Source organism: Parachitinimonas caeni (genome assembly GCF_030129945.1).
GTDB classification, from domain to species: domain Bacteria; phylum Pseudomonadota; class Gammaproteobacteria; order Burkholderiales; family Chitinimonadaceae; genus Parachitinimonas; species Parachitinimonas caeni.
This window is the reverse complement of the sequence record NZ_JARRAF010000051.1, coordinates 1-18,097: the sequence shown is the minus strand read 5'-3', so window position 1 is coordinate 18,097 and position 18,097 is coordinate 1. Positions and strand designations below refer to the sequence as shown.

Genomic DNA, 18,097 nt, shown 5'->3' with positions numbered 1-18,097 from the left:
GCTGTGCAGGCGGTAACTCATGATCAGGAAGGGTTCTCAAGTTGGGCGATCAGACTACGCAAAAGATCTCTGGCCCGATAGAGCGGCCAGCTACGTCTTGGAATGGAATCTGGTGGAACCCAACACCCTAACGACGCCCTGCCCCAAAAATCGACCTGGCCTTGCGTGGCTGTTGCCGCAAAGCGGCTTACAGCCACGGCATCCCCCCTGCGGGGACGGAGGGTTTCGCCGGATTTGGGCCTGCTGCCGCGTTGACTGCCAGGCTGTTGGCTTGCGATGCAAGCCTTACAGCCTGTGCGCCCAGACGGGAAATCGCGTGGCTTATCACTAAGCGGCGCGCTTTTTGCCTTGCCTCAGGCCCAAATCCGACGAAACGCGATCCGGAAATAAAACGTCAACAGAGCCTTACCCTGTCCTGAACCTCGGTCTTAAACAAAACAGGCAGCTCGCAAGCTGCCTGTTTTGTTTAATCAGTTATCCATCCCTCGACTCACTGATACCCATCCTCATTGGTATCAACATGAATACGGAACAGTTTGCCGCCATTGTGGGAATACACCAGGCGGCCTTCTTTCTTGTAGAAGGTTTCGATGCGATAGGTGTCTTTGCTGATCAGGCCGCCAATCGGAATCCAGGCTTTGCCGGTCTGGTAATAGCGCCAGTCGCTGGCAGTGCCGATGAGGTCCTCTACCTGCTTGCGCGACATGCCGATCTTGAGTTTGGTGAACTTGCTGTTGGCTGCGGGTGTGCCAATCATTTCACCCTCGAAGTCACCGTCCTTGGACATGACTTTGTGGGTCGCCACGTCATCTTTGCCGGACTTGCTGCTGGCCGTCGTCGTCGGGGTCGCCTTGCCGGACTCGGCACTACGGCTGGTACTGCCGCCTGAATTGCTGCTGGTGTTGCTGCCGGTGGTGGCGCAGGCAGCGAGCAGCCCGGCAACAGCCAGCAGGCTCAAATGGGTACGGAGTTGCATGGTTGATTTCCCTCTTGATTGATCAATCTTGCGTCAACATCACTTCCAATATAACCGTTCCAGCATGAAGGGCGCAGCCAGGGTATTGTCCACGCCCTGCAAAGCCTTGTCGTAGCCCAGCACCAGCGCCGGGTACACCAGAGCAGCCCAAGGAGCTTCGTGGTCGAATATGGCTTGCGCTTCGGCATAGAGCTTTTCGCGTTGGGCCCGGTTGGGAATGGTACGCGCTTCTTCTATCAGCTGGTCGAAGCGACTGTTGCACCAGCGGGATGAGCTGGTCTTGCTCGCTTCACAAGATAGTGTGTTGGCATACAGCTCGTCCGGGTCAACGCTGTTCATCCACCCTGTCAGCACGGTGGCCTGTTCGCCCTGGCGGGTACGTCGCAGCATGTCGGCAAAATCCATCGGCACCACCTTGGCCTTGATACCCAGTTTTTGCCAGTCGGCCTGGACCATTTCGCCCATCAACTTGGGGTTGAGGTTATAGGCACCGCCATTGCCTCGCACCCAGATCGTCGTTTCGAACCCGGCCGGGTAACCGGCTTCCGCCAACAGCTTTTTGGCCGCTTCGTAGTCACGTGCCGGTGCCTTGATGTTGGCAGCCCCCCACAACGTCTTGCCGGAATAGGGCAACCATGCCGGATCAGCGCGCCCGTCAAACACGGCTTTGCTGATCGCAGGCCGGTCCACCACCATGCTCAGGGCCCGCCGAACCCTTGCGTCATCGAAGGGCTTGCTTTGAGTGTTGAAGCCCAGATAGACAGTGATCTGCGGATAGATACGCTTCATGCCGACCGTCGGCACGGTCTGAAAGCTGGCAATGTCTTGCGGCTTGAGGCTTTCCACCAATCCACACTCACCCACGCGCAGTTTCTCGACCCGTACCGCCGGATCGGGGACGATGGCATAGACCAGCTTGTCGATGGCCACCACCCCCTTGAAGTAATGGGGATGTGCGGCGTAGCGGATATTGTTGCCCTTCTGGTAATTGATGAACCGATACGGCCCGGTGCCCACCGGCAAGCGGCCAATCTGGGTTTCCTTGCCCTCCTGGGCCAGACGCTCGCCGTATTCAGCCGAGACAATGGACATCTGCCAGTTGGCCATCAAGGCCAGGAAGGTGGCGTTGGGGCGGGCAAGTTCAAAACGCACGGTCAGGGGGTCCAGCTTTTCGACTTTCTGGATCAGCCCCGCCCAGTTTCCCGATACCGCTCCCGGAAAACCACCGGCAGCCGCCTTGGCGCCGGGGTGTTTGGCGTCGATCTGGCGCATGACGCTCCAGATTACGTCGTCCGCATCCAGATCGCGGCTGGGGGTAAACCAGGGGGTTTGATGGAATTTAACGCCTGATCGCAGCTTGAAGGTGTAGCGCTTGCCATCGGCCGACACATTCCAGCTCTCGGCAAGACTGGGCACGGCCTCGACATTACCGGGCCGGAACTCCACCAGGCGGTTATATAGTGGGTAGGCCGCCGCCCGATGAGTGGCCCCGACATCAGACTGTGCGGAGTCGAAGCTATCCGGGTCTGCATCCGCGCAGTACACCAGAGGTTTGGCCGCCCATGTCGGGCCGGCCAGCAGCAGCGCGGTCAGCGCCATAGAGGTCAGTTTCATGCGTTCGACAATCCGAAGGACAAAAAAACACCCCGGTCGCTCTATTCCGACCGGGGCAGACGGGTGATCAAAACAGCGAACGGGTATTGCCGAATTTATCACTGAGAAACCGGCCATTTGCGGCTAGCGCCACGGCGTCGCCGCTATACAGGTTGGTCTCGATTTCCCCCAGGGTCTGGTCGAGAACGCCCAGCTGCTCGATCAGCAACTTGGTGGGCGTCTTGCCATCGGTCACCACATGCAGGGCAGCAAAGGCAGGAGGAAGCTTCAGATAGCGGTTGATGGCATCGGGCAGATAGCTGAGCACAGTCTGGCTGATGGTATGGGCAGCACGGGCGTCCGCAGATTCACGCAGTTCGGCCAGGCGAGGCAGCAGACCGGCAAGACGTTGCTCGATGGAAGTCAGTTTGGACTTGGCTTCAGGAGGCAGTGTTTTGGCGGTGGCGACCAGTCGCGTGAAGGCGTCATGCAGCATCTCGGCACTCATGTCCGTGGCCATCGGCCCCACTTCTGCCTTGCGCCGATACCAGCCTATCCAGCCCATGCCATACAGACCGGCAGTAATCAGGCCCCAGCCCCGGTCGATAATGCCGCCGAAGTAGAGCCCAAGTCCAAACAGGGCCAGCACACACCCTGCGATATTGCTGTTGCTGTATAAAAACAGCAGGAGTCGGTAACGCAAACTCAATTCAGGCATTCGTATTGTTTCCAGTATTCATGTCGGATGTCTCCATCTGCACGACTTCAGCCCCTGCGGGAACCTGCCCCAGCAGAAATGCTTCCTTTTGTTCCGGGTCACTCAGCTCCATCTGGAAGGGCTGCCATTCCCCATTCTGGCGTACCGCCATCCACCAGGGACCGCTGGCATCATCGGCAAACTGCCAGAGGATGTGAAAGCCCGCTTCATTGGAAAAGCCTTCGTTGTCGGATTGAAAAATCCCGCCAGCGCGTTCGTGCAGAGCCTGCTTGAAAGCATCCATCTCATCCCAGCCATCGGCTTCATGGATGCCCTCACAAAGGGTGAAGCGGTAGACCGTGCGCACCTGCAGCAGATAATCCAGCAGCCATTGGGCGGCTGAAAGCGGCATGGCTGCAGCAATCTGCAACAGAAACTGCTGGATCGCCGCCTCGCCCTCCGTGCCCGTAGCCACCGGCAATCGATCAATCTGCACGATATCGTCTGCATCGGCATGTTGCAGCACCAGCTGCTGCCAGTCGGCATCGCCCCCTGCTTCGACGCGCACCCAGGCCGTATGCAGTGACTGGGCTAGGCTAGTGGCCGAGAAATGCTGGCTGGAGGGACTAAGCAGACTCAGTGTGTAGGACATGATCAACCGCCAATGGGCCAAGCTTATTGATAACCACGGATTTCCTTGAACGCCTTGGCCAGCCCTTTGCGGGCATCGAAGGAACGGCCACCGGTCAGCTTGGCCAGCTTGTCCAGCTCACTGAAGTTGGCCGAGCCGATACCAATGGCAAACACCTTGATCGGGCGCGCATCTTCGCCCAACTTGCGATAGGCGTTTTCAAACGCGCCGAAATCACGACCATTCGAGTTATTGCCGTCAGTCATCAATACGATCGAGTAGTTACGCTTCGGATCTTTATCTCTGGCTCTCATGGCTTCCCGGTAGGCGCGCAGAACCGAGTCATAAATCGCCGTGCCACCTTTTGGATACAGGCTATCTGCATAGGCATTGATCTTCTGCAGCGTTTCGTCCTTATCTTTGGCCAACACAAACTCAACCGGCGGCTGCGGCTCGCTACTGAATGCGATCAGGGTCACCTTCTCCCGATCCAGAAAGCGGGCGTAGCGGCCAGACAGACTGGTATCGGCGCCGGACAGATTCTTCAGTGCCGTACGCAGACTGCCAATGCGGTCTTCATCGCTCATTGAGCCCGAGGTATCGAGGACAAAGAACGAATGCGCCGGCACCCGTTGTACGTTCAGGAAGCGGTCGAGAATGGTATCAACGACGGTCTGATTACCCGGAAACGGCAGATCCACCAGCAGTGTCTGTGGAATGGCCGGGTCCGGGCTGACGTCGGGTGAAATCGGTCGGCGCAGGGTGGACTTGGTCATCGCCTGCTGAAATTCCTTGCCGCGCACATAGGCAATCACCTTGTCGTAAAGGCCGCGCTTGTCGTTGTTGAGCAGCATCAGCGGGTAATCTGCCGTCAGCAAACCTTCCTTCGGGTAGATCAGCGTCAGCTTTTCGCGTGCCTGACCCGAGGCATTGAGCGATAGCAGCACCGACTCGTAATTAACGAGGCCATCAATCCGGTTTTGGTCATTGATGTAGGCGTCTGCCAGCCAGCCCGAGCTACCTGCAGTCAGCCGCTGCGCCGAGAAAAAGCGTGACAGCGCATCCTGCGGGATGTCTGCGACGGTCAGCGCTTCCCCCTTGCCGGAGAGTGCTGCCGCCAGGCCCACCAGTGCCGTGAAGCCGGAATTGCTGGCAGCAGGGTTGCTCATACCAAAGGTAAAACGCCCCTTGCCGGCAGCCTCGGCAATGTCCTTCCAGCTGACATCACCGGCCGTCCATTTCAGCTCGGCGGCCTTGCTGGCCTTGATGCCTAACACCACGGGCGAGAGCATGGTCTTTTCCTGCGCCTTGACCTTCTCTTTGACGCCCGGTGTCAGCATCAGATATTTGGCGTGCGATACCCAGACGCCATCGGCCTTTTCATCGCCCTGCAATCGCTCCACCACATCCAGCGTGCCGGTGTATTCGAGCTTGAGACTGACGCCGGTCGCTTTCTGGATTGTCGGCAACATCGGCTCGATGTCCTTCAGCTCTGACCCTGCCACCAGTCGCAATTCATTGGGGGCCGGTTGATTGGCTGCAGCCGGGTCCTTGCTCTCTTCACTGCCACAACCCGCCAGAGCAAGGCCGAGTACGCCCAGCGCAAACAGTGGCCGCAGGCTGGCGGCTGTCATAGCGCGACTCCACCACCATCATCCAGCTTCTGCATCGCCTGCCGGCCCGCTTCAGCACCGACTTTGGAGCGGTTGATATGGGCTTCGGCTTTTTCCAGCATGCCTTTCATGGTGCCAATGTTCTTGCCCATGCTGTCGATCGCGGCGCTTCGGAAGTTGTCCATTGCATCCATGGCGCGGAAGGTCTGGTCGAACATGGACTGCAGCTTTTCCATGCCGATCAGCGGTTGTGCCGCCATCTCGCCAGTACGTTGCACATGCTGTTCCAGTTGCCGAGCCGTGCCGTCCAGCAGATCGCCGATGCTGTCATTCACCCCCTTGAGCATGTTCATCACCTGCACCTGATTACCGGTCGCCCGTGCCACGGTCTGCGCCACCGCCAGAGCCGACATGCCGGTCGTGGCCACCCGGTCACAGCCGATAATCAACTCACGAGCGGTCTTCTTCAGGGTCTCCATGGCCAGATAGCCGAACACGTTGACCTGTTGCTGGGTGTACATGTCCTGCACATTCTGCCGGGCGTAGAACAGCACCTCCTGCTCCAGCGCGCGCGAACGCTGTGGATCGGTCGGCTTCAGACGATCAACTTCTTCCTTGATTCGGGCGTCGAGCTGCTCGGCAAAGGCAATCGCCATCTTCAGCTTCTGCATCGACTCCCACAGGCGGGTCTTGGCAGTCTCGATTTCGGCCGCGTCGCGCCGTACCTCATCTTGAGCCTCGTTCAGATCGGTCATCAGGGTTTTGATCTGATCGGCCGCCGATTCATATTTGCGGAAGTAGCGCTTGAGCTTGTCACCAAACGGAATCAGGCCGAACAGCTTGGCAGGCTCCAGCAGGTTGCCTTCATTCTTGGGATTCAGCTCTTCGAACTGCTCTCGCAGCTCCTGAATGGTCTTGAACGCCGGTGAGTCTTCGGCGCCCTTGAAGTTTTTTTCCATGAAATGGCCGGACAGCATCGAGCTATCGGCAATTTCCTTGCGGCCCAGGCGGAAGGCGGAATCGAGTTTCTCCTTGAACGACTGGCTTTCCAGATCTTCAGTCAACAGGCTTTGCACAAAGCCATCGAGCTGGGTATTGACCCGGCTCAGCTGTTCGGGCTTGAGCGGCACCATATCGTTCGACTGCACCGGTGCCGGAGGTGCCACCACTTCAGGCGGATTCAGCGTCAGGTTTTCAGGTGGTGTCAGGCTGGTAGGGCTGGTAGTCATGGCGTTTCCTTACTGGGTAGCAACGGCTTACTGCATTTGTTTTTCAATTTGCGAGATCAGCTTTTCCATCACTTCGTAGCTGGGCGGGTCAATCACATTGATCAAAGTCTGGGGTACCGATACGCCACGTTTTTTGACATACGACTGAAAATGCTCGGGTTGCTGGGTACGCATCCCATATTCGGCGGCCAACTGCTGCAACTCCGGGTTAGTGGTCAGCAGTTGGGCCAGCTTGTCCCCCTTGGGGCTGAACGGCACGACGGCATTTTTCGAAAACACTGTTGGCTCAGGGTAGATCAAGATCATGTCGTTATTGGGCTTGTCACGACTAGTCTGCATCTGCACGAATTGCGACTCATAAATCATCACCAGCGGTGCTTTGCCCATGCCCATCGCCACATAATCTTCAAACGGCCCGGCAGAAGTGCTTTCCTGATAGCCCTGCCGCAGGAACAATGCCGTCATTCGACCCGACACGGTGTTTGCCTGCTCTTCCGACTGGACGACCTCGGCACCATTGGCGATATAGCTCATCAACGCCAGATACATAGCCGCCGAGTTCGACTTGCGTACGTCGGTGGTACTGATAAAGACTGGCTTGTTCACCGGAAAAGCCTTGCTCTCCGGTAAGTCTTTCCAGCGTTGCTTGGCCTCCATCATGGCCAGCAGTTTTTTGACATCCGTGAGGTAGAAATTGCCTTGTCGTTCCTCCACCAGACCAGCCGCCGTCAACATCGGCACCAGGGGGCGCCAGGAGGCAATCGCCATTGGCGAATAGGACACCGGGTAAATCTGCTTGGCACCAGTATCCCGCTTGAGTTTTTCCGCAGCAGTGATCCCGGAAGGGAAGGCAAAATCGAAGGTTTTCGCGTCGCGTCGCAAGGCAATCTCACGCGAGCCGGCTTTTTGAAGAGTCAGAACAATGCCATTGCGTTTAAGAACGGCCAGAACTTTGGCATCGGTAAAAAAGGGTTCGCGTTCGGAGGCAATCAATCCTTTGACCGTTTCAGTCTGCGCCTCTTCTGCAATCAGCTTGTCGGTGCTTCGCTTGTCAAAGTATGAGTAGATAATACCGCCGCCGACGCCCACCAGTAGTATCGCGAATAGTCCCGGCCCTATCAGTTTTCGGATTTCCATCTTGTTGTTCTCCCTTTGTTGTCGTTATCCAGGCGCGCTAACTCCGGCACATTTCAACGCCGTTACATTACAACAACGTGACAGCAGCATGACATCTCCGACTATTTTTTCCACCACCCTACACGAAAACGGCGGGATCACTCCCGCCGTCATCAGTGCAATCCCCTGTAGTCAAACCACCCGTTTCGGCCGGCCGTCATGCCCCATCCCTGCAACCAAGGCCATCAAGCCTAGATTGATTTCGGCAAGTTGCGGGTCGGGTGCTTCTTCCCAGGTTTGCATGAGCACGGTCAGCACCAGCTTTTCAAACTCGCCACTGAAGCGGCGGATGATGTTTTCCGGGTCCGGCACCAGCTTCTTGTCTGTCATCACGCCGAAATTCACGCGGTTGTTATAGGACAGGATCGACACCCCCATCGTGATCTCGCCCGACTGCGGCACCCAGAAATTCAAATCCTTGACGCCCGCCCCCGCCATATAAATACGCTCGCGAGGGCCAGGCACATTGGTCATGACCGCGGTAGCCTTGGTGCTGAACAGCTCGATCGCGCCTTGTTCCAGCATATCGGGCAGCATGCCCACCACCGACAACAGGCCCAGCGCCACCACGGCCTCATACGAACCTTTGATGGCGTTCATCCGCCGCTTGACTTCGTAAACCCGTTCAATCGGATTGGCAATGCCAATCGGCAAAGATAGAAATACCAGACCAAAGTAGTTACCCAGCTCGCCAAGGCGATTTTCCGGCCGCAGATTGACGGGCACCGATGCCCGGATATCGAGTCCATCGACATTTTCGCCGCGCTCCATCAGATAACCCCGCAACGCCCCGGCTACCGCAGACAGCAGAATGTCGTTGACCGAACAGCCCAGCACCTTGCCAATGTCCTTTACTTCCTGCAGCGGCAGCGATTCGGCCCAGGCAATGCGTTTAGCCGTGCTCTGCTTGCCCTTGAACTTGGTGCGCGGATCTGAGGGCATGGTGGCAAGCTTGGCCAAACCCTGCGATACGCCGAGCCCAGTCTGGGTGTAATCAAGCAGCTTACCGGGGTTCATCATCAGACCGTAGCTGGTGCCCACCAGCTTGTAATACGACTTGAGCATGCCGGTGTACATCTTGCTGACCGGCTTATAGAGCCGCATGAAGAAGTCGTCGCTGTCCTCCTCGTCGCCAGCCACGAACTTTGGTGTCTTCAGCGCCTTTTCCGGGGCAGCGGGGTTGGCCTCCTTGTCGGTCATCGACAACAAAACCTGGATCAGGGCAATACCATCGCCAATACTGTGGTGAATGCGTGCCACCAGCGCCGAGCCCCCTGCGTAGTTCTCAACCACATAGAACTGCCACAGCGGTTTGGAAAAATCGAGCGGGGTACTGATCATCTCGCTCATCATTTTTTCCAGTTCGGCCTTGCCGGCCTTGCCGGGTAGCGCAATCAGGTGGAAATGGTTGGCCAGATCGAAATCCGGATCATCTTCCCAATAGGCATTGGTGCCGATGCGCACGACTTTTTGCTTGAAGCGCTTGTACTTGAGCAGCCGGGCTTCGATGACCCGTTTCAGGCGTTCGAAGTCGATCTGGGTTTCAAAGAACAGAACGCCATTGATGACCATGAGATTGGTCGGGCGATCCATCCGGAGCCAAGCCGTGTCGATACTCGACATCGACTCCCGCTTGGGTGAGGAGAGAAAGTTCAGGAACATGAGCCGATCCACCGAGTGTGCGATTTATTCCAATGGCGTAACCCGACCCGGCAATACCGCAACGCTGGAACTCCGGTTACGCACTGGCTTACCTGTGAAGTAATAGGCTTTTTCAACAACTGCCCGACAATTCTGGACAAGATTGTCAGCCACAGCCTGCGGCTTGACCTGGCGATGCGCCGATTATAGAACAAATCATTCAGGGCGCCCGACCGCGAACGCGCTTCCACAGCCAGTTTGACGGGATCGTGGCCAAGAAACGATACTTTGTCGCAAATGCCTTCAAGGTCGGCAAATTGGCTCGCCAATACCGCCAGGCAGTTAGACAACTTGACGCAAGCCAGCGCAGGAAGTCGTGACTTAACAACAGTCTACAGGCAAACTGCCAGTCGGTCTCAACCGAGCAACCAAGCGCTTGACTGGTGAATATCTCTCACACTTCAAGCGCACCTGGCCAAACGAATAAAGGATCATCTGCAATGAGGCTCCGGTATGGTGCCCAAATCACCTGTCCAGATCATGCAGCGCACCAGGCAGGGGGTCGCGGATGTTTTTAATAACCGGTCTTTTGTAATGCACTGCAATCACACAGCCGACGGCCTACATCAGACAGGCATCCTTGCTGGGGGCAGTTTGCAAGACAGGCAAGCAACCTTCAGACGAGAGTGTTCGACGCCACAAGATCCGCATGGATTTGTACCCATGAGGACATGGGGCGCCGAGACCTCCCGGCTCCAGGCCATACCGCCCGTCTACCTGCAGTCCCTGCAACCGTATTCGTCCCCCTACCAGCGGGGATGCTTTCTGCATGCCCGCTCCGCATCGCCAAAACCCGTAACAAGAATCGACCGAAGGAGAACAATATGACCTACTTTGTCACCGGCGCGACCGGGTTCATCGGCCAGAACCTGGTTTCCACCCTGCTCGCCAAGCGCAAAGGCAAGATTTACGTCCTGGTGCGTGAAGGTTCGCAAGGCAAGCTCGACGCCATGAAAGAGCGCTGGGGCAAGGATGCAGAGCGCGTGATCGCCATCACCGGGGATCTCTCGCAGCCTGCACTCGGAGTCTCGACGGCAGACGTCGCCATGCTGCACGGCAAGATCAAGCATATGTTTCACCTTGCCGCTGTCTATGACCTCAAAGCCACGGCCCAGGAACAGCAGGTTGCCAATATCGACGGCACCCGCCACGCGGTTCAGTTCGCCGAAGCCATCGCAGCGGGCGTATTCCATCACACCAGCTCGATTGCTGCCGCCGGCCTCTATGACGGGGTGTTCTCGGAAGATATGTTTGATGAAGCCACCAAGCTTGATCACCCCTACTTCAAGACCAAACACGACTCAGAAGGCATTGTGCGGCGCGAGTGCAAACGCCCTTGGCGGGTTTATCGGCCAGGCATTGTGGTCGGGCATAGCAAGACGGGTGAAATCGACAAGATCGACGGTCCATATTATTTCTTCAAGCTGATCCAGAAGATGCGCAAGCTTCTACCACCGTGGATGCCTGCGATCGGCCTGGACGGTGGTCGGATCAATATCGTGCCGGTCGATTATGTGGTGGCAGCGATGGATCACCTGGCGCATCTCAACGGCCAGAATGGCAAGTGCTTCCATCTGACCGACCCTAACCCCAAGCGTGTCGGCGAAGTGCTGGCCATTTTTGCCGAAGCTGCCCATGCGCCCAAGATGACCGTGCGCGTCAACCCGTCGATCTTCGGCTTCATTCCCAGCATGGTGCGGCAGGCCCTGACCTCGCTGACGCCGGTGCGCCGCATCCGTGATGCCGTGATGAAGGATCTCGGCCTGCCAACGGATATGTTCCGCTTCGTCAACTACCCTACCCGCTTCGACTGCCGTGAAACCCAGAAAGCGCTGGCAGGCTCGGGCATTGCCGTGCCGGAGCTGGGTGATTACGCGTGGCGTCTGTGGGATTACTGGGAGCGTCATCTTGACCCCGATCTGTTCATCGACCGTTCGCTCACCGGCGTTGCGCGGGGCAAGAACATCCTGATTACCGGTGGTTCATCGGGTATTGGTCAAGCCACTGCCATGAAGCTGGCCGCAGCAGGCGCCCACGTCATCATCGTGGCCCGTGACATGGAAAAGCTCGAAGCCACCAAAAAGGAAATCGAGTCGATGGGTGGCAAGTGCTTTGTCTACTCCTGCGATCTGTCGAATCTGGAATCTATCGACGGTCTGGCGAAGAAGGTGCTGGATGACCATGGCCATGTTGATGTGTTGATCAACAATGCCGGCCGCTCGATCCGTCGCGCCATCGAGAACAGCTACGACCGCTTCCACGATTTCGAGCGGACCATGCAGCTGAACTACTTTGGCTGTCTGCGCCTGACGCTGGCGCTATTGCCCTCCATGAGTGCGCGCAAGCAGGGGCATGTCATCAATATCTCGTCGATCGGCGTGCTGACCAACTCCCCACGCTTCTCGGCTTATGTCGCGTCGAAAGCGGCGCTGGATGCATTTACCCGTTGTGCTGCCTCAGAGTATTCAGACCGTGGCATTTACTTCACCACCGTGAACATGCCGCTGGTACGCACACCCATGATCGCGCCGACCGAGATCTACAAGAACATGCCATTCATCATCAGTCCGGATGAGGCGGCCGACATGCTGGCGCAAGCCGTTATCTACAAGCCGGTACGGGTCGCCTCCGGCCTTGGTATCTTCGGCCAGATCGTGCATGCCGTGGCGCCGCGTGTGGCCCAGATCATCATGAACACCGCTTACCGCATGTTCCCGGATTCATCGGCCGCGCAGACCAAGCATGGCGAAAAAGTAGAAGCGCAACCCCTGACCGCCGACCAGATGGCCTTTATCCAGATCATGAAAGGTATTCACCTCTAACAGTCTTCAGTCTCCGGCCAATTTGCGCCCCATCGTACCAATGACCCGCCAACAGGCGGGTCATCCCGTTTCACGCGACGCTCGCTTGCCTTCTGCGGAGCAGATTAAACGGCCGAATCAGCAGCAAGCGGCCTACTACGTTATAAAATTGCTCAACAGCCACAACAACGGCCCAAACTTCGCTCTGGATCAGCCATCTTGCCGACTGCGTGATTTATAAGCCAAAGCCGCCAAAACCTGATCTGCAACCAGCGCCCGCCAGAAGCCTTCGGGGCTCGCTCCGCTTGCCAGGCTGACGGGCGGACAACCAAGGACAGCTCTCATGTCACACATCCTGATCAAACATGCCCATACCTTGCCGCGTGCAGAAGCCAAAACCCTGGCACAGAACGTGGCTGACAAGATGAAGGAGGAATTTTCTTTCGAATACAACTGGCAAGGCGATACGCTCAACTTCAAGCGAAGCGGTGTGCAAGGCACCATCAGCGTCACTGACACCGAAGTCGCCGTAGAAGCAAAGCTGGGCTTGTTGCTGAGTGCACTCAAGCCCAAGGTCGAATCGGAAATCAACCGCTTCCTGAAAGAAAATTTCGGTTGATCGACCGCCCACTACCGAATCAAGAATCAAGGCGAAGGCCGCGTCACACGCCCCTTCGCCCCAAACGGTGTCAAGTTCAGGTTCTGTTGACGTAAGGTTTACAGAACCTAGGCAGACTCATCGGGTGCCGGTAACAACAACTCATCCAGTGCAAAGGGCGCCGGATGATCGGTATAGATGCGCTCCAGAATCTGCAGCTCCCGCTGGCGGATAGTGTTCAAGAAGAAATCGGCGCCGGACATATGCAGAAATGCCGAAAAACCCCGTTCGATAAAGTCCTGCAGCTCTCCTAAACCCGCAGCCCGCGCAGGCCGATGCGCCAGTTTCAACGCCATCTGCACAAAAGGCTTGCGCACTACGCGATCCAGTTTGCACCCCAGCTCAAACACCGTCTCAATCTGCTGGTGACGCTTGGCCTGGTTGTCACAAAGCCGATACGCCTTGGCATAGTCAGCCTCGCTGATCTCCTCGCCAACCTTCAGAACATCAAACAGGGTCTTCACCATCGCCGCGTCCAGTTCATGGGTAAGGTGGTTCAGTTCGATCGCCATCTGGATCGGTTGCAAGGCGCCATCCGGCAAGAAGCGATGCATCACACCAAGCACCCGCTCTCCATCTTTGTCCCGCTGCGAAAAATCGTAAGGGCCATAGAGATCTGACAGAAAGAACTGCGTCGCCGGCTGATAGCGCGCATCCGCATTCAGATCTGCATAGGTACGCGCCAGGCGATCGGCCTGCCACTTGGCCAGCAGATACTGCTGGTGCGTCATCGAGTCACTCATGAGGGTCTCATTTGCAAAAATGGTACATACGAAATTTCTGATTCGCTGCAAGCCTGCGCTGCTATTGAGTTTTTAGCCTAGTCCCGCCCCACAGCCATCGTATCAAAAGCGCAACACTGTTGTTATTTGATCACAATAAAACTCAAAAAAACAAGCAAAAATATGAGTTTACATGGCCCGGCGCGCATAATTTGTTCATGCCAACGCACCGCGATGGCGGTCGAAGGAACAAGACTAATTCCCGTTATTCGGGGGCCGGAACAACCCAGATTCAAAGGTCGACCGGCCTGCCGGGCAGTTGTTGCCCACCCTGTATTGATTTTTGCATTAAGACTCGATCTTTTTATTTGAACTTGTACTCACAGCCCCAGGAGAAACCCATCATGGCCAAGACACTCAAGAAAGCAGCTACCGAAGAGAAACAATTCGCCCACGTCGTACTGGAATCTGCCAATCAGATCTGGTTGGCCGGTCTGGGTGCCTTTGCCAAGGCGCAGGGCGAAGGCGCAAAGATCTTTGAAAACCTGGTCGAGGCCGGTAAGGAAGTTGAAGACAAGAGCCGCAAGTCTGCAGAAGACAAGGTTATGGCCGTATCCGGCAAAGCAACTGAGACTTGGGACAAGCTGGAAACCGTCTTCCAGGACCGCGTTGCCCGCGCCCTGAATTCGCTCGGCGTCCCCAGCAACAAAGACCTGGCAGACCTCAATAGCCGTATCGACGAGCTGACCAAGAGCGTCAACGAGCTGCTGAAGAAGTCAGCCAAGCCCGCCGCTGCCAAAGAAGAAGCCAAGCCAGTTGCAGCAGCCAAGGCGGAGTAAACTACCGCCCCCGCTAACCCGTAAATGATCGAGTTATCAAGATGAAGTCGAAACCCGCAACGAAAGCCGCTGAAAACAAGTCCCAGATCGGGATCAATCTTGCTGCCGGCGGCCCTCTCGGTGCGATCTACGAGGTAGGTGCGCTCTGCGCCCTGCAAGAAGCGCTCGAAGGTATCGACTTCACGGATCTCGACATTTATGTCGGCGTGTCGGCCGGCGGCTTCATTGCCGCCGGGCTGGCAAACCAGATTTCCCCGCGTGAGATGTACGATATCTTCATCGTCAATCGCTCGCACAAACACAACCTGCAACCGGAAACTTTTCTGCGCCCGGCCTACCGCGAGTATTTGCGTAGCGCCATGGCCGTTCCGGAACTTTTGCTTGATGCATTCCGCGACTTCATCACCCACCCGCGTGAAATTGGCCTGTTTGGCGCGTTCATGCAGCTATCCAGAGCCATTCCGACCGGCCTGTTCGATAACGACGCGATTAACCAGTTTTTGACACGGCTTTTCACCAGCGAAGGTCGTACCAATGATTTCCGCAGCCTCAAGCGTAAGCTCTACATCATTGCCACTGATCTGGATACCGGAAAATCAGTGAAATTCGGCGGTCGCGGCCACGACCATGTACCGATATCAAAAGCCGTTCAAGCATCGGCTGCACTACCAGGCTTGTTCCCGCCCGTCGAGATTGATGGCGATCATTACGTCGATGGCGCGCTGAAGAAGACGCTGCACGCATCAATCAGCCTGGATGAATCGGCAGACCTCGTGCTTTGCATTAATCCGATTGTGCCGTTTGATGCACGCCTCGCCCCTCACGGCCATCCCGCCACACGGGATCGCTTGATGAGCGGTGGTTTGCCCGTGGTGCTCTCCCAGACGTTACGCTCAATCATTCATTCCCGCATGCGGGTTGGCATGCAGCACTATGCGCAAGCATATCGCCATGCCGACGTTGTACTGTTCGAGCCCTCGCATGGCGACGAAGAGATGTTCTTCTCGAACGTCTTCAGCTACAGCGATCGGGAAAATATGTGCGAACACGCCTACCAGCATACCCGGCAAGACCTGCTTTATCGCGCGGATGAGCTGGAGCCTCTGCTGGCACGGCATGGCGTACGTATCAATCGCGACATTCTGCTCGACGATAGCTGTTTTCTCTCTGCGCGTGCCAGAGAAGCCCATCTGGAAAAACTCGGTGCCATTGCACACCCTAAAACACCGATCGATCAGCTGTATTACACATTAGATTTGCTTGACCATTGGCTACACGCCCCACACGAATCCTGAAATCTATTTACTCATAGATTCTAATTTGTAAAAAAAGCCGGGACCTGGCAACAGGTTCCGGCTTTTTATTTCAGCACTCCAAAACAATCAAAACTAAAACTTAGATCAACTCAAAAAAAGAGTCAGTCCACTGCTTATTTACATCCGAAATCAAAGCTGGATTCCATTTAGGGGAGTTATCTTTATCGATCAGCAATGCTCGCACCCCTTCCCGAAAATCCGGATGGCGCAAAAATTGCCGAGATAAATTTAGTTCGAATGCAAACACCTCTTTCAGCGAAAGATGTTTAACACGCTTATGAATTTCGAAAATAATAGCAGCGGAACTTGGCGAACCAATTTTCAGCTTTTGGGCACCCGTGCTTACCCAAGCATCGTCGCCCGTATATGCAGTGATTTTAGCCACCACTTCCTCAACGCTATCGGCGTCAGTCAGCGCCTGGATCAGATCGAAATGCTCTCTGACCGGAGATGACGCAAGGGTCTGAGCAAATCCAGCGGAGGACTTTCTGAGGTAGCCCGAAAGAATTGCATGATTCCTGGCATCCTCATTCGACCAATTCAGGGCGCTCAATGCCTGACGCAAGTCCGACTTCTGTACTGCAGGCAAGGCGAAATCCGCCAAGCCCAAAAACAGAGCATCTGCGCCATTCAACGAAGCTCCCGTCAGCCCAAGATATAGCCCAACACGACCTAGCATTCGTGACAGGAACCAAGAACCCCCAACATCCGGATACAAGCCAATCGTGATTTCCGGCATGGCGATGCGAGATTTCTCCGTCACAACGCGGTGACTGGCCCCTGCCATCAACCCCAGCCCACCTCCCATGACAATGCCGTGCCCCCAGCAGAGGATTGGCTTGGGATAGGTGTGGATCATCACATCAAGGGCATACTCTTCTTCGAAAAATGCATCACCCAACCCAATAGCGCCGGGGTCTTTGTCCACCATTGCATGGTAAAGGGCCACAACATCGCCCCCTGCACAAAACGCTTTCTCGCCAGCGCCATTCATTACCACGCAACGTAGCGTCGGGTCTGCCTGCCACGCCGTCAACGTGCGGGACAACGACCGGATCATCTCCAGTGTCAAAGCATTCAGTGACTTTTCAGCATCCAGCGTAATCCAGCCAATATCGCCTGCCGCACCGGAAAGCCGCTCAATTTTAATGGTCATGCCTGCCTCGCTTACCGATTTTTCCATTCAGGCTTGCGCTTCTCAAGAAATGCGCCAACGCCCTCTGTCTGATCTTCGCTATCGAACAAGTCCACGAATGCCTCCCTCTCGCTCGGCAGAACTTGCCACATCGGCTGATGTCTGGCCGACATGATGAGTCGCTTGCAGCTGGCTACTGAGGTCGGGCTCTGTTTGGCAACCTTCTCAGCCAAAGCCAGTGCAATCGCTTTCGATTCGTCGGTCGGCACAACTTCCTCAACCAAGCCTATACGCAATGCGGTTGCAGCATCCACACGCTCACCACACAGAATCATCCGCTTGGCCCACCCCTCCCCCACCAACCAAGGCAGCGCCTGGGTTCCGCCAGCGCATGGCAGCAAACCTACCGTAGCTTCTGGCAACGCCATGACCGCATGGCTTTCAGCAATCCGGATATCGCATGCCAGGGCCGCTTCAAGCCCGCCGCCCATTGCATAACCATTAATCGCCGCGATTGAGACTCCCCGAAACGCCGCCAGCGTCTCAAATGCCTTGCCAAACACACGAGCCACTCGTCGTGCCGTCGCCTTGTTTCCGTCAGCAAACATATTCAAGTCGGCCCCCGCACTAAAAAACTTCGGGCCATTTCCTGTTAAAACCAACGCATAAATATCTTTGTCCGCATTCAACTCAGACACTAACGTTTGCAGGTATTCGAGGCTTTGCTCGGTCCAGGTGTTGGCTGGCGGGTTGTTGATCGTAATCAGCGCGGTATGACCCACTCGCTCAAGATGTAGCAATTCTGACATTGACAGGCTCCGTAACGTTGACTGATAACAGTGTTGCGAACTATAGCGCGCTTGGCACTGCAAGGCACATTAGTTGTTGGGTTCCACCAGATTCCATTCCAAGACGTAGCTGGCCGCTCTATCGGGCCAGAGATCTTTTGCGTAGTCTGATCGCCCAACTTGAGAACCCTTCCTGATCATGAGTTACCGCCTGCACAGCAA

At 56.2% G+C, this 18,097-nt stretch carries 16 protein-coding genes; 4 read left to right on the top strand and 12 right to left on the bottom strand.

What is annotated here, in order from left to right; genetic code table 11:
- Positions 1–490: 490 nt before the first annotated feature.
- The 8 genes from PZA18_RS22330 to PZA18_RS22295 all read right to left on the bottom strand — a co-directional run bounded on the left by PZA18_RS22330 (position 491) and on the right by PZA18_RS22295 (position 9,577).
- Positions 491–976, bottom strand: a complete 486-nt coding sequence (locus PZA18_RS22330; RefSeq protein ID WP_284103112.1) for a hypothetical protein — start codon at positions 974–976, stop codon at positions 491–493.
- Between the two features lie 39 nt (positions 977–1,015).
- Complete coding sequence (locus PZA18_RS22325) at positions 1,016–2,590, bottom strand: ABC transporter substrate-binding protein (RefSeq protein ID WP_284103111.1); 1,575 nt, start codon at positions 2,588–2,590, stop codon at positions 1,016–1,018.
- A 67-nt stretch (positions 2,591–2,657) separates the two neighbouring features.
- Entirely contained in the window at positions 2,658–3,287 is a 630-nt protein-coding gene (locus tag PZA18_RS22320; RefSeq protein WP_284103110.1) for a hypothetical protein, read from the bottom strand.
- The gene (locus PZA18_RS22315; RefSeq protein ID WP_284103109.1) at positions 3,280–3,918 is read right to left on the bottom strand and encodes a hypothetical protein; all 639 of its coding nucleotides are present in this window, start codon (positions 3,916–3,918) and stop codon (positions 3,280–3,282) included. Before PZA18_RS22315 ends, PZA18_RS22320 begins: the two co-directional genes overlap by 8 nt.
- A 23-nt stretch (positions 3,919–3,941) precedes the next feature.
- Positions 3,942–5,531 (bottom strand): VWA domain-containing protein, encoded by a 1,590-nt coding sequence (locus PZA18_RS22310; protein ID WP_284103108.1) that lies wholly within the window; start codon positions 5,529–5,531, stop codon positions 3,942–3,944.
- Complete coding sequence (locus PZA18_RS22305; protein WP_284103107.1) at positions 5,528–6,739, bottom strand: toxic anion resistance protein; 1,212 nt, start codon at positions 6,737–6,739, stop codon at positions 5,528–5,530. The genes PZA18_RS22310 and PZA18_RS22305 overlap by 4 nt, the downstream gene beginning before the upstream one ends.
- Before the next feature lie 27 nt (positions 6,740–6,766).
- Positions 6,767–7,876 (bottom strand): hypothetical protein, encoded by a 1,110-nt coding sequence (locus tag PZA18_RS22300; RefSeq protein WP_284103106.1) that lies wholly within the window; start codon positions 7,874–7,876, stop codon positions 6,767–6,769.
- 171 nt (positions 7,877–8,047) lie between these two features.
- On the bottom strand, positions 8,048–9,577 hold the full coding sequence (locus PZA18_RS22295; RefSeq protein ID WP_284103105.1) for a WS/DGAT/MGAT family O-acyltransferase: 1,530 nt from the start codon (positions 9,575–9,577) through the stop codon (positions 8,048–8,050).
- An 863-nt stretch (positions 9,578–10,440) separates the two neighbouring features.
- Between PZA18_RS22295 and PZA18_RS22290 the strand changes: the two genes are divergently transcribed.
- The gene (locus PZA18_RS22290; protein WP_284103104.1) at positions 10,441–12,438 is read left to right on the top strand and encodes an SDR family oxidoreductase; all 1,998 of its coding nucleotides are present in this window, start codon (positions 10,441–10,443) and stop codon (positions 12,436–12,438) included.
- A 189-nt stretch (positions 12,439–12,627) separates the two neighbouring features.
- On the opposite strand, the gene PZA18_RS22285 is transcribed toward PZA18_RS22290, so the two are convergent.
- On the bottom strand, positions 12,628–12,762 hold the full coding sequence (locus PZA18_RS22285) for a hypothetical protein (RefSeq protein ID WP_284103103.1): 135 nt from the start codon (positions 12,760–12,762) through the stop codon (positions 12,628–12,630).
- On the opposite strand from PZA18_RS22285, the gene PZA18_RS22280 reads away from it, so the two are divergent.
- Positions 12,761–13,036, top strand: coding sequence for a polyhydroxyalkanoic acid system family protein (locus PZA18_RS22280; RefSeq protein WP_284103102.1), 276 nt, complete (start codon positions 12,761–12,763; stop codon positions 13,034–13,036). The two genes, PZA18_RS22285 and PZA18_RS22280, sit on opposite strands and share 2 nt — an antisense overlap.
- Before the next feature lie 107 nt (positions 13,037–13,143).
- On the opposite strand, the gene PZA18_RS22275 is transcribed toward PZA18_RS22280, so the two are convergent.
- Positions 13,144–13,818 carry an FFLEELY motif protein gene (locus PZA18_RS22275; protein ID WP_284103101.1) on the bottom strand — a complete coding sequence of 225 codons (675 nt, stop codon included), beginning with the start codon at positions 13,816–13,818 and terminating at the stop codon, positions 13,144–13,146.
- A gap of 383 nt (positions 13,819–14,201) precedes the next feature.
- Here PZA18_RS22275 and PZA18_RS22270 point away from each other — a divergent pair, with 383 nt between their 5' ends.
- Positions 14,202–14,636: a phasin family protein gene (locus PZA18_RS22270; RefSeq protein WP_284103100.1), complete on the top strand. Its 435-nt coding sequence runs from the start codon at positions 14,202–14,204 to the stop codon at positions 14,634–14,636.
- 41 nt (positions 14,637–14,677) lie between these two features.
- Positions 14,678–15,931, top strand: a complete 1,254-nt coding sequence (locus PZA18_RS22265; protein ID WP_284103099.1) for a patatin-like phospholipase family protein — start codon at positions 14,678–14,680, stop codon at positions 15,929–15,931.
- 100 nt (positions 15,932–16,031) lie between these two features.
- On the opposite strand, the gene PZA18_RS22260 is transcribed toward PZA18_RS22265, so the two are convergent.
- Positions 16,032–17,135 (bottom strand): enoyl-CoA hydratase/isomerase family protein, encoded by a 1,104-nt coding sequence (locus tag PZA18_RS22260; protein ID WP_284103098.1) that lies wholly within the window; start codon positions 17,133–17,135, stop codon positions 16,032–16,034.
- Entirely contained in the window at positions 17,120–17,896 is a 777-nt protein-coding gene (locus PZA18_RS22255) for an enoyl-CoA hydratase (protein ID WP_284103097.1), read from the bottom strand. The genes PZA18_RS22260 and PZA18_RS22255 overlap by 16 nt, the downstream gene beginning before the upstream one ends.
- Positions 17,897–18,097: the final 201 nt, after the last annotated feature.

Coding starts and splice junctions, on each gene's coding strand:
- PZA18_RS22270 (WP_284103100.1), top strand. CDS start 14,202: ATGGCCAAGACACTCAAGAAAGCAGCTACCGAAGAGAAACAATTCGCC.
- PZA18_RS22275 (WP_284103101.1), bottom strand. CDS start 13,818: ATGAGTGACTCGATGACGCACCAGCAGTATCTGCTGGCCAAGTGGCAG.
- PZA18_RS22330 (WP_284103112.1), bottom strand. CDS start 976: ATGCAACTCCGTACCCATTTGAGCCTGCTGGCTGTTGCCGGGCTGCTC.
- PZA18_RS22300 (WP_284103106.1), bottom strand. CDS start 7,876: ATGGAAATCCGAAAACTGATAGGGCCGGGACTATTCGCGATACTACTG.
- PZA18_RS22325 (WP_284103111.1), bottom strand. CDS start 2,590: ATGAAACTGACCTCTATGGCGCTGACCGCGCTGCTGCTGGCCGGCCCG.
- PZA18_RS22295 (WP_284103105.1), bottom strand. CDS start 9,577: ATGTTCCTGAACTTTCTCTCCTCACCCAAGCGGGAGTCGATGTCGAGT.
- PZA18_RS22320 (WP_284103110.1), bottom strand. CDS start 3,287: ATGCCTGAATTGAGTTTGCGTTACCGACTCCTGCTGTTTTTATACAGC.
- PZA18_RS22280 (WP_284103102.1), top strand. CDS start 12,761: ATGTCACACATCCTGATCAAACATGCCCATACCTTGCCGCGTGCAGAA.
- PZA18_RS22290 (WP_284103104.1), top strand. CDS start 10,441: ATGACCTACTTTGTCACCGGCGCGACCGGGTTCATCGGCCAGAACCTG.
- PZA18_RS22265 (WP_284103099.1), top strand. CDS start 14,678: ATGAAGTCGAAACCCGCAACGAAAGCCGCTGAAAACAAGTCCCAGATC.
- PZA18_RS22260 (WP_284103098.1), bottom strand. CDS start 17,135: ATGGAAAAATCGGTAAGCGAGGCAGGCATGACCATTAAAATTGAGCGG.
- PZA18_RS22310 (WP_284103108.1), bottom strand. CDS start 5,531: ATGACAGCCGCCAGCCTGCGGCCACTGTTTGCGCTGGGCGTACTCGGC.
- PZA18_RS22255 (WP_284103097.1), bottom strand. CDS start 17,896: ATGTCAGAATTGCTACATCTTGAGCGAGTGGGTCATACCGCGCTGATT.
- PZA18_RS22315 (WP_284103109.1), bottom strand. CDS start 3,918: ATGTCCTACACACTGAGTCTGCTTAGTCCCTCCAGCCAGCATTTCTCG.
- PZA18_RS22285 (WP_284103103.1), bottom strand. CDS start 12,762: ATGAGAGCTGTCCTTGGTTGTCCGCCCGTCAGCCTGGCAAGCGGAGCG.
- PZA18_RS22305 (WP_284103107.1), bottom strand. CDS start 6,739: ATGACTACCAGCCCTACCAGCCTGACACCACCTGAAAACCTGACGCTG.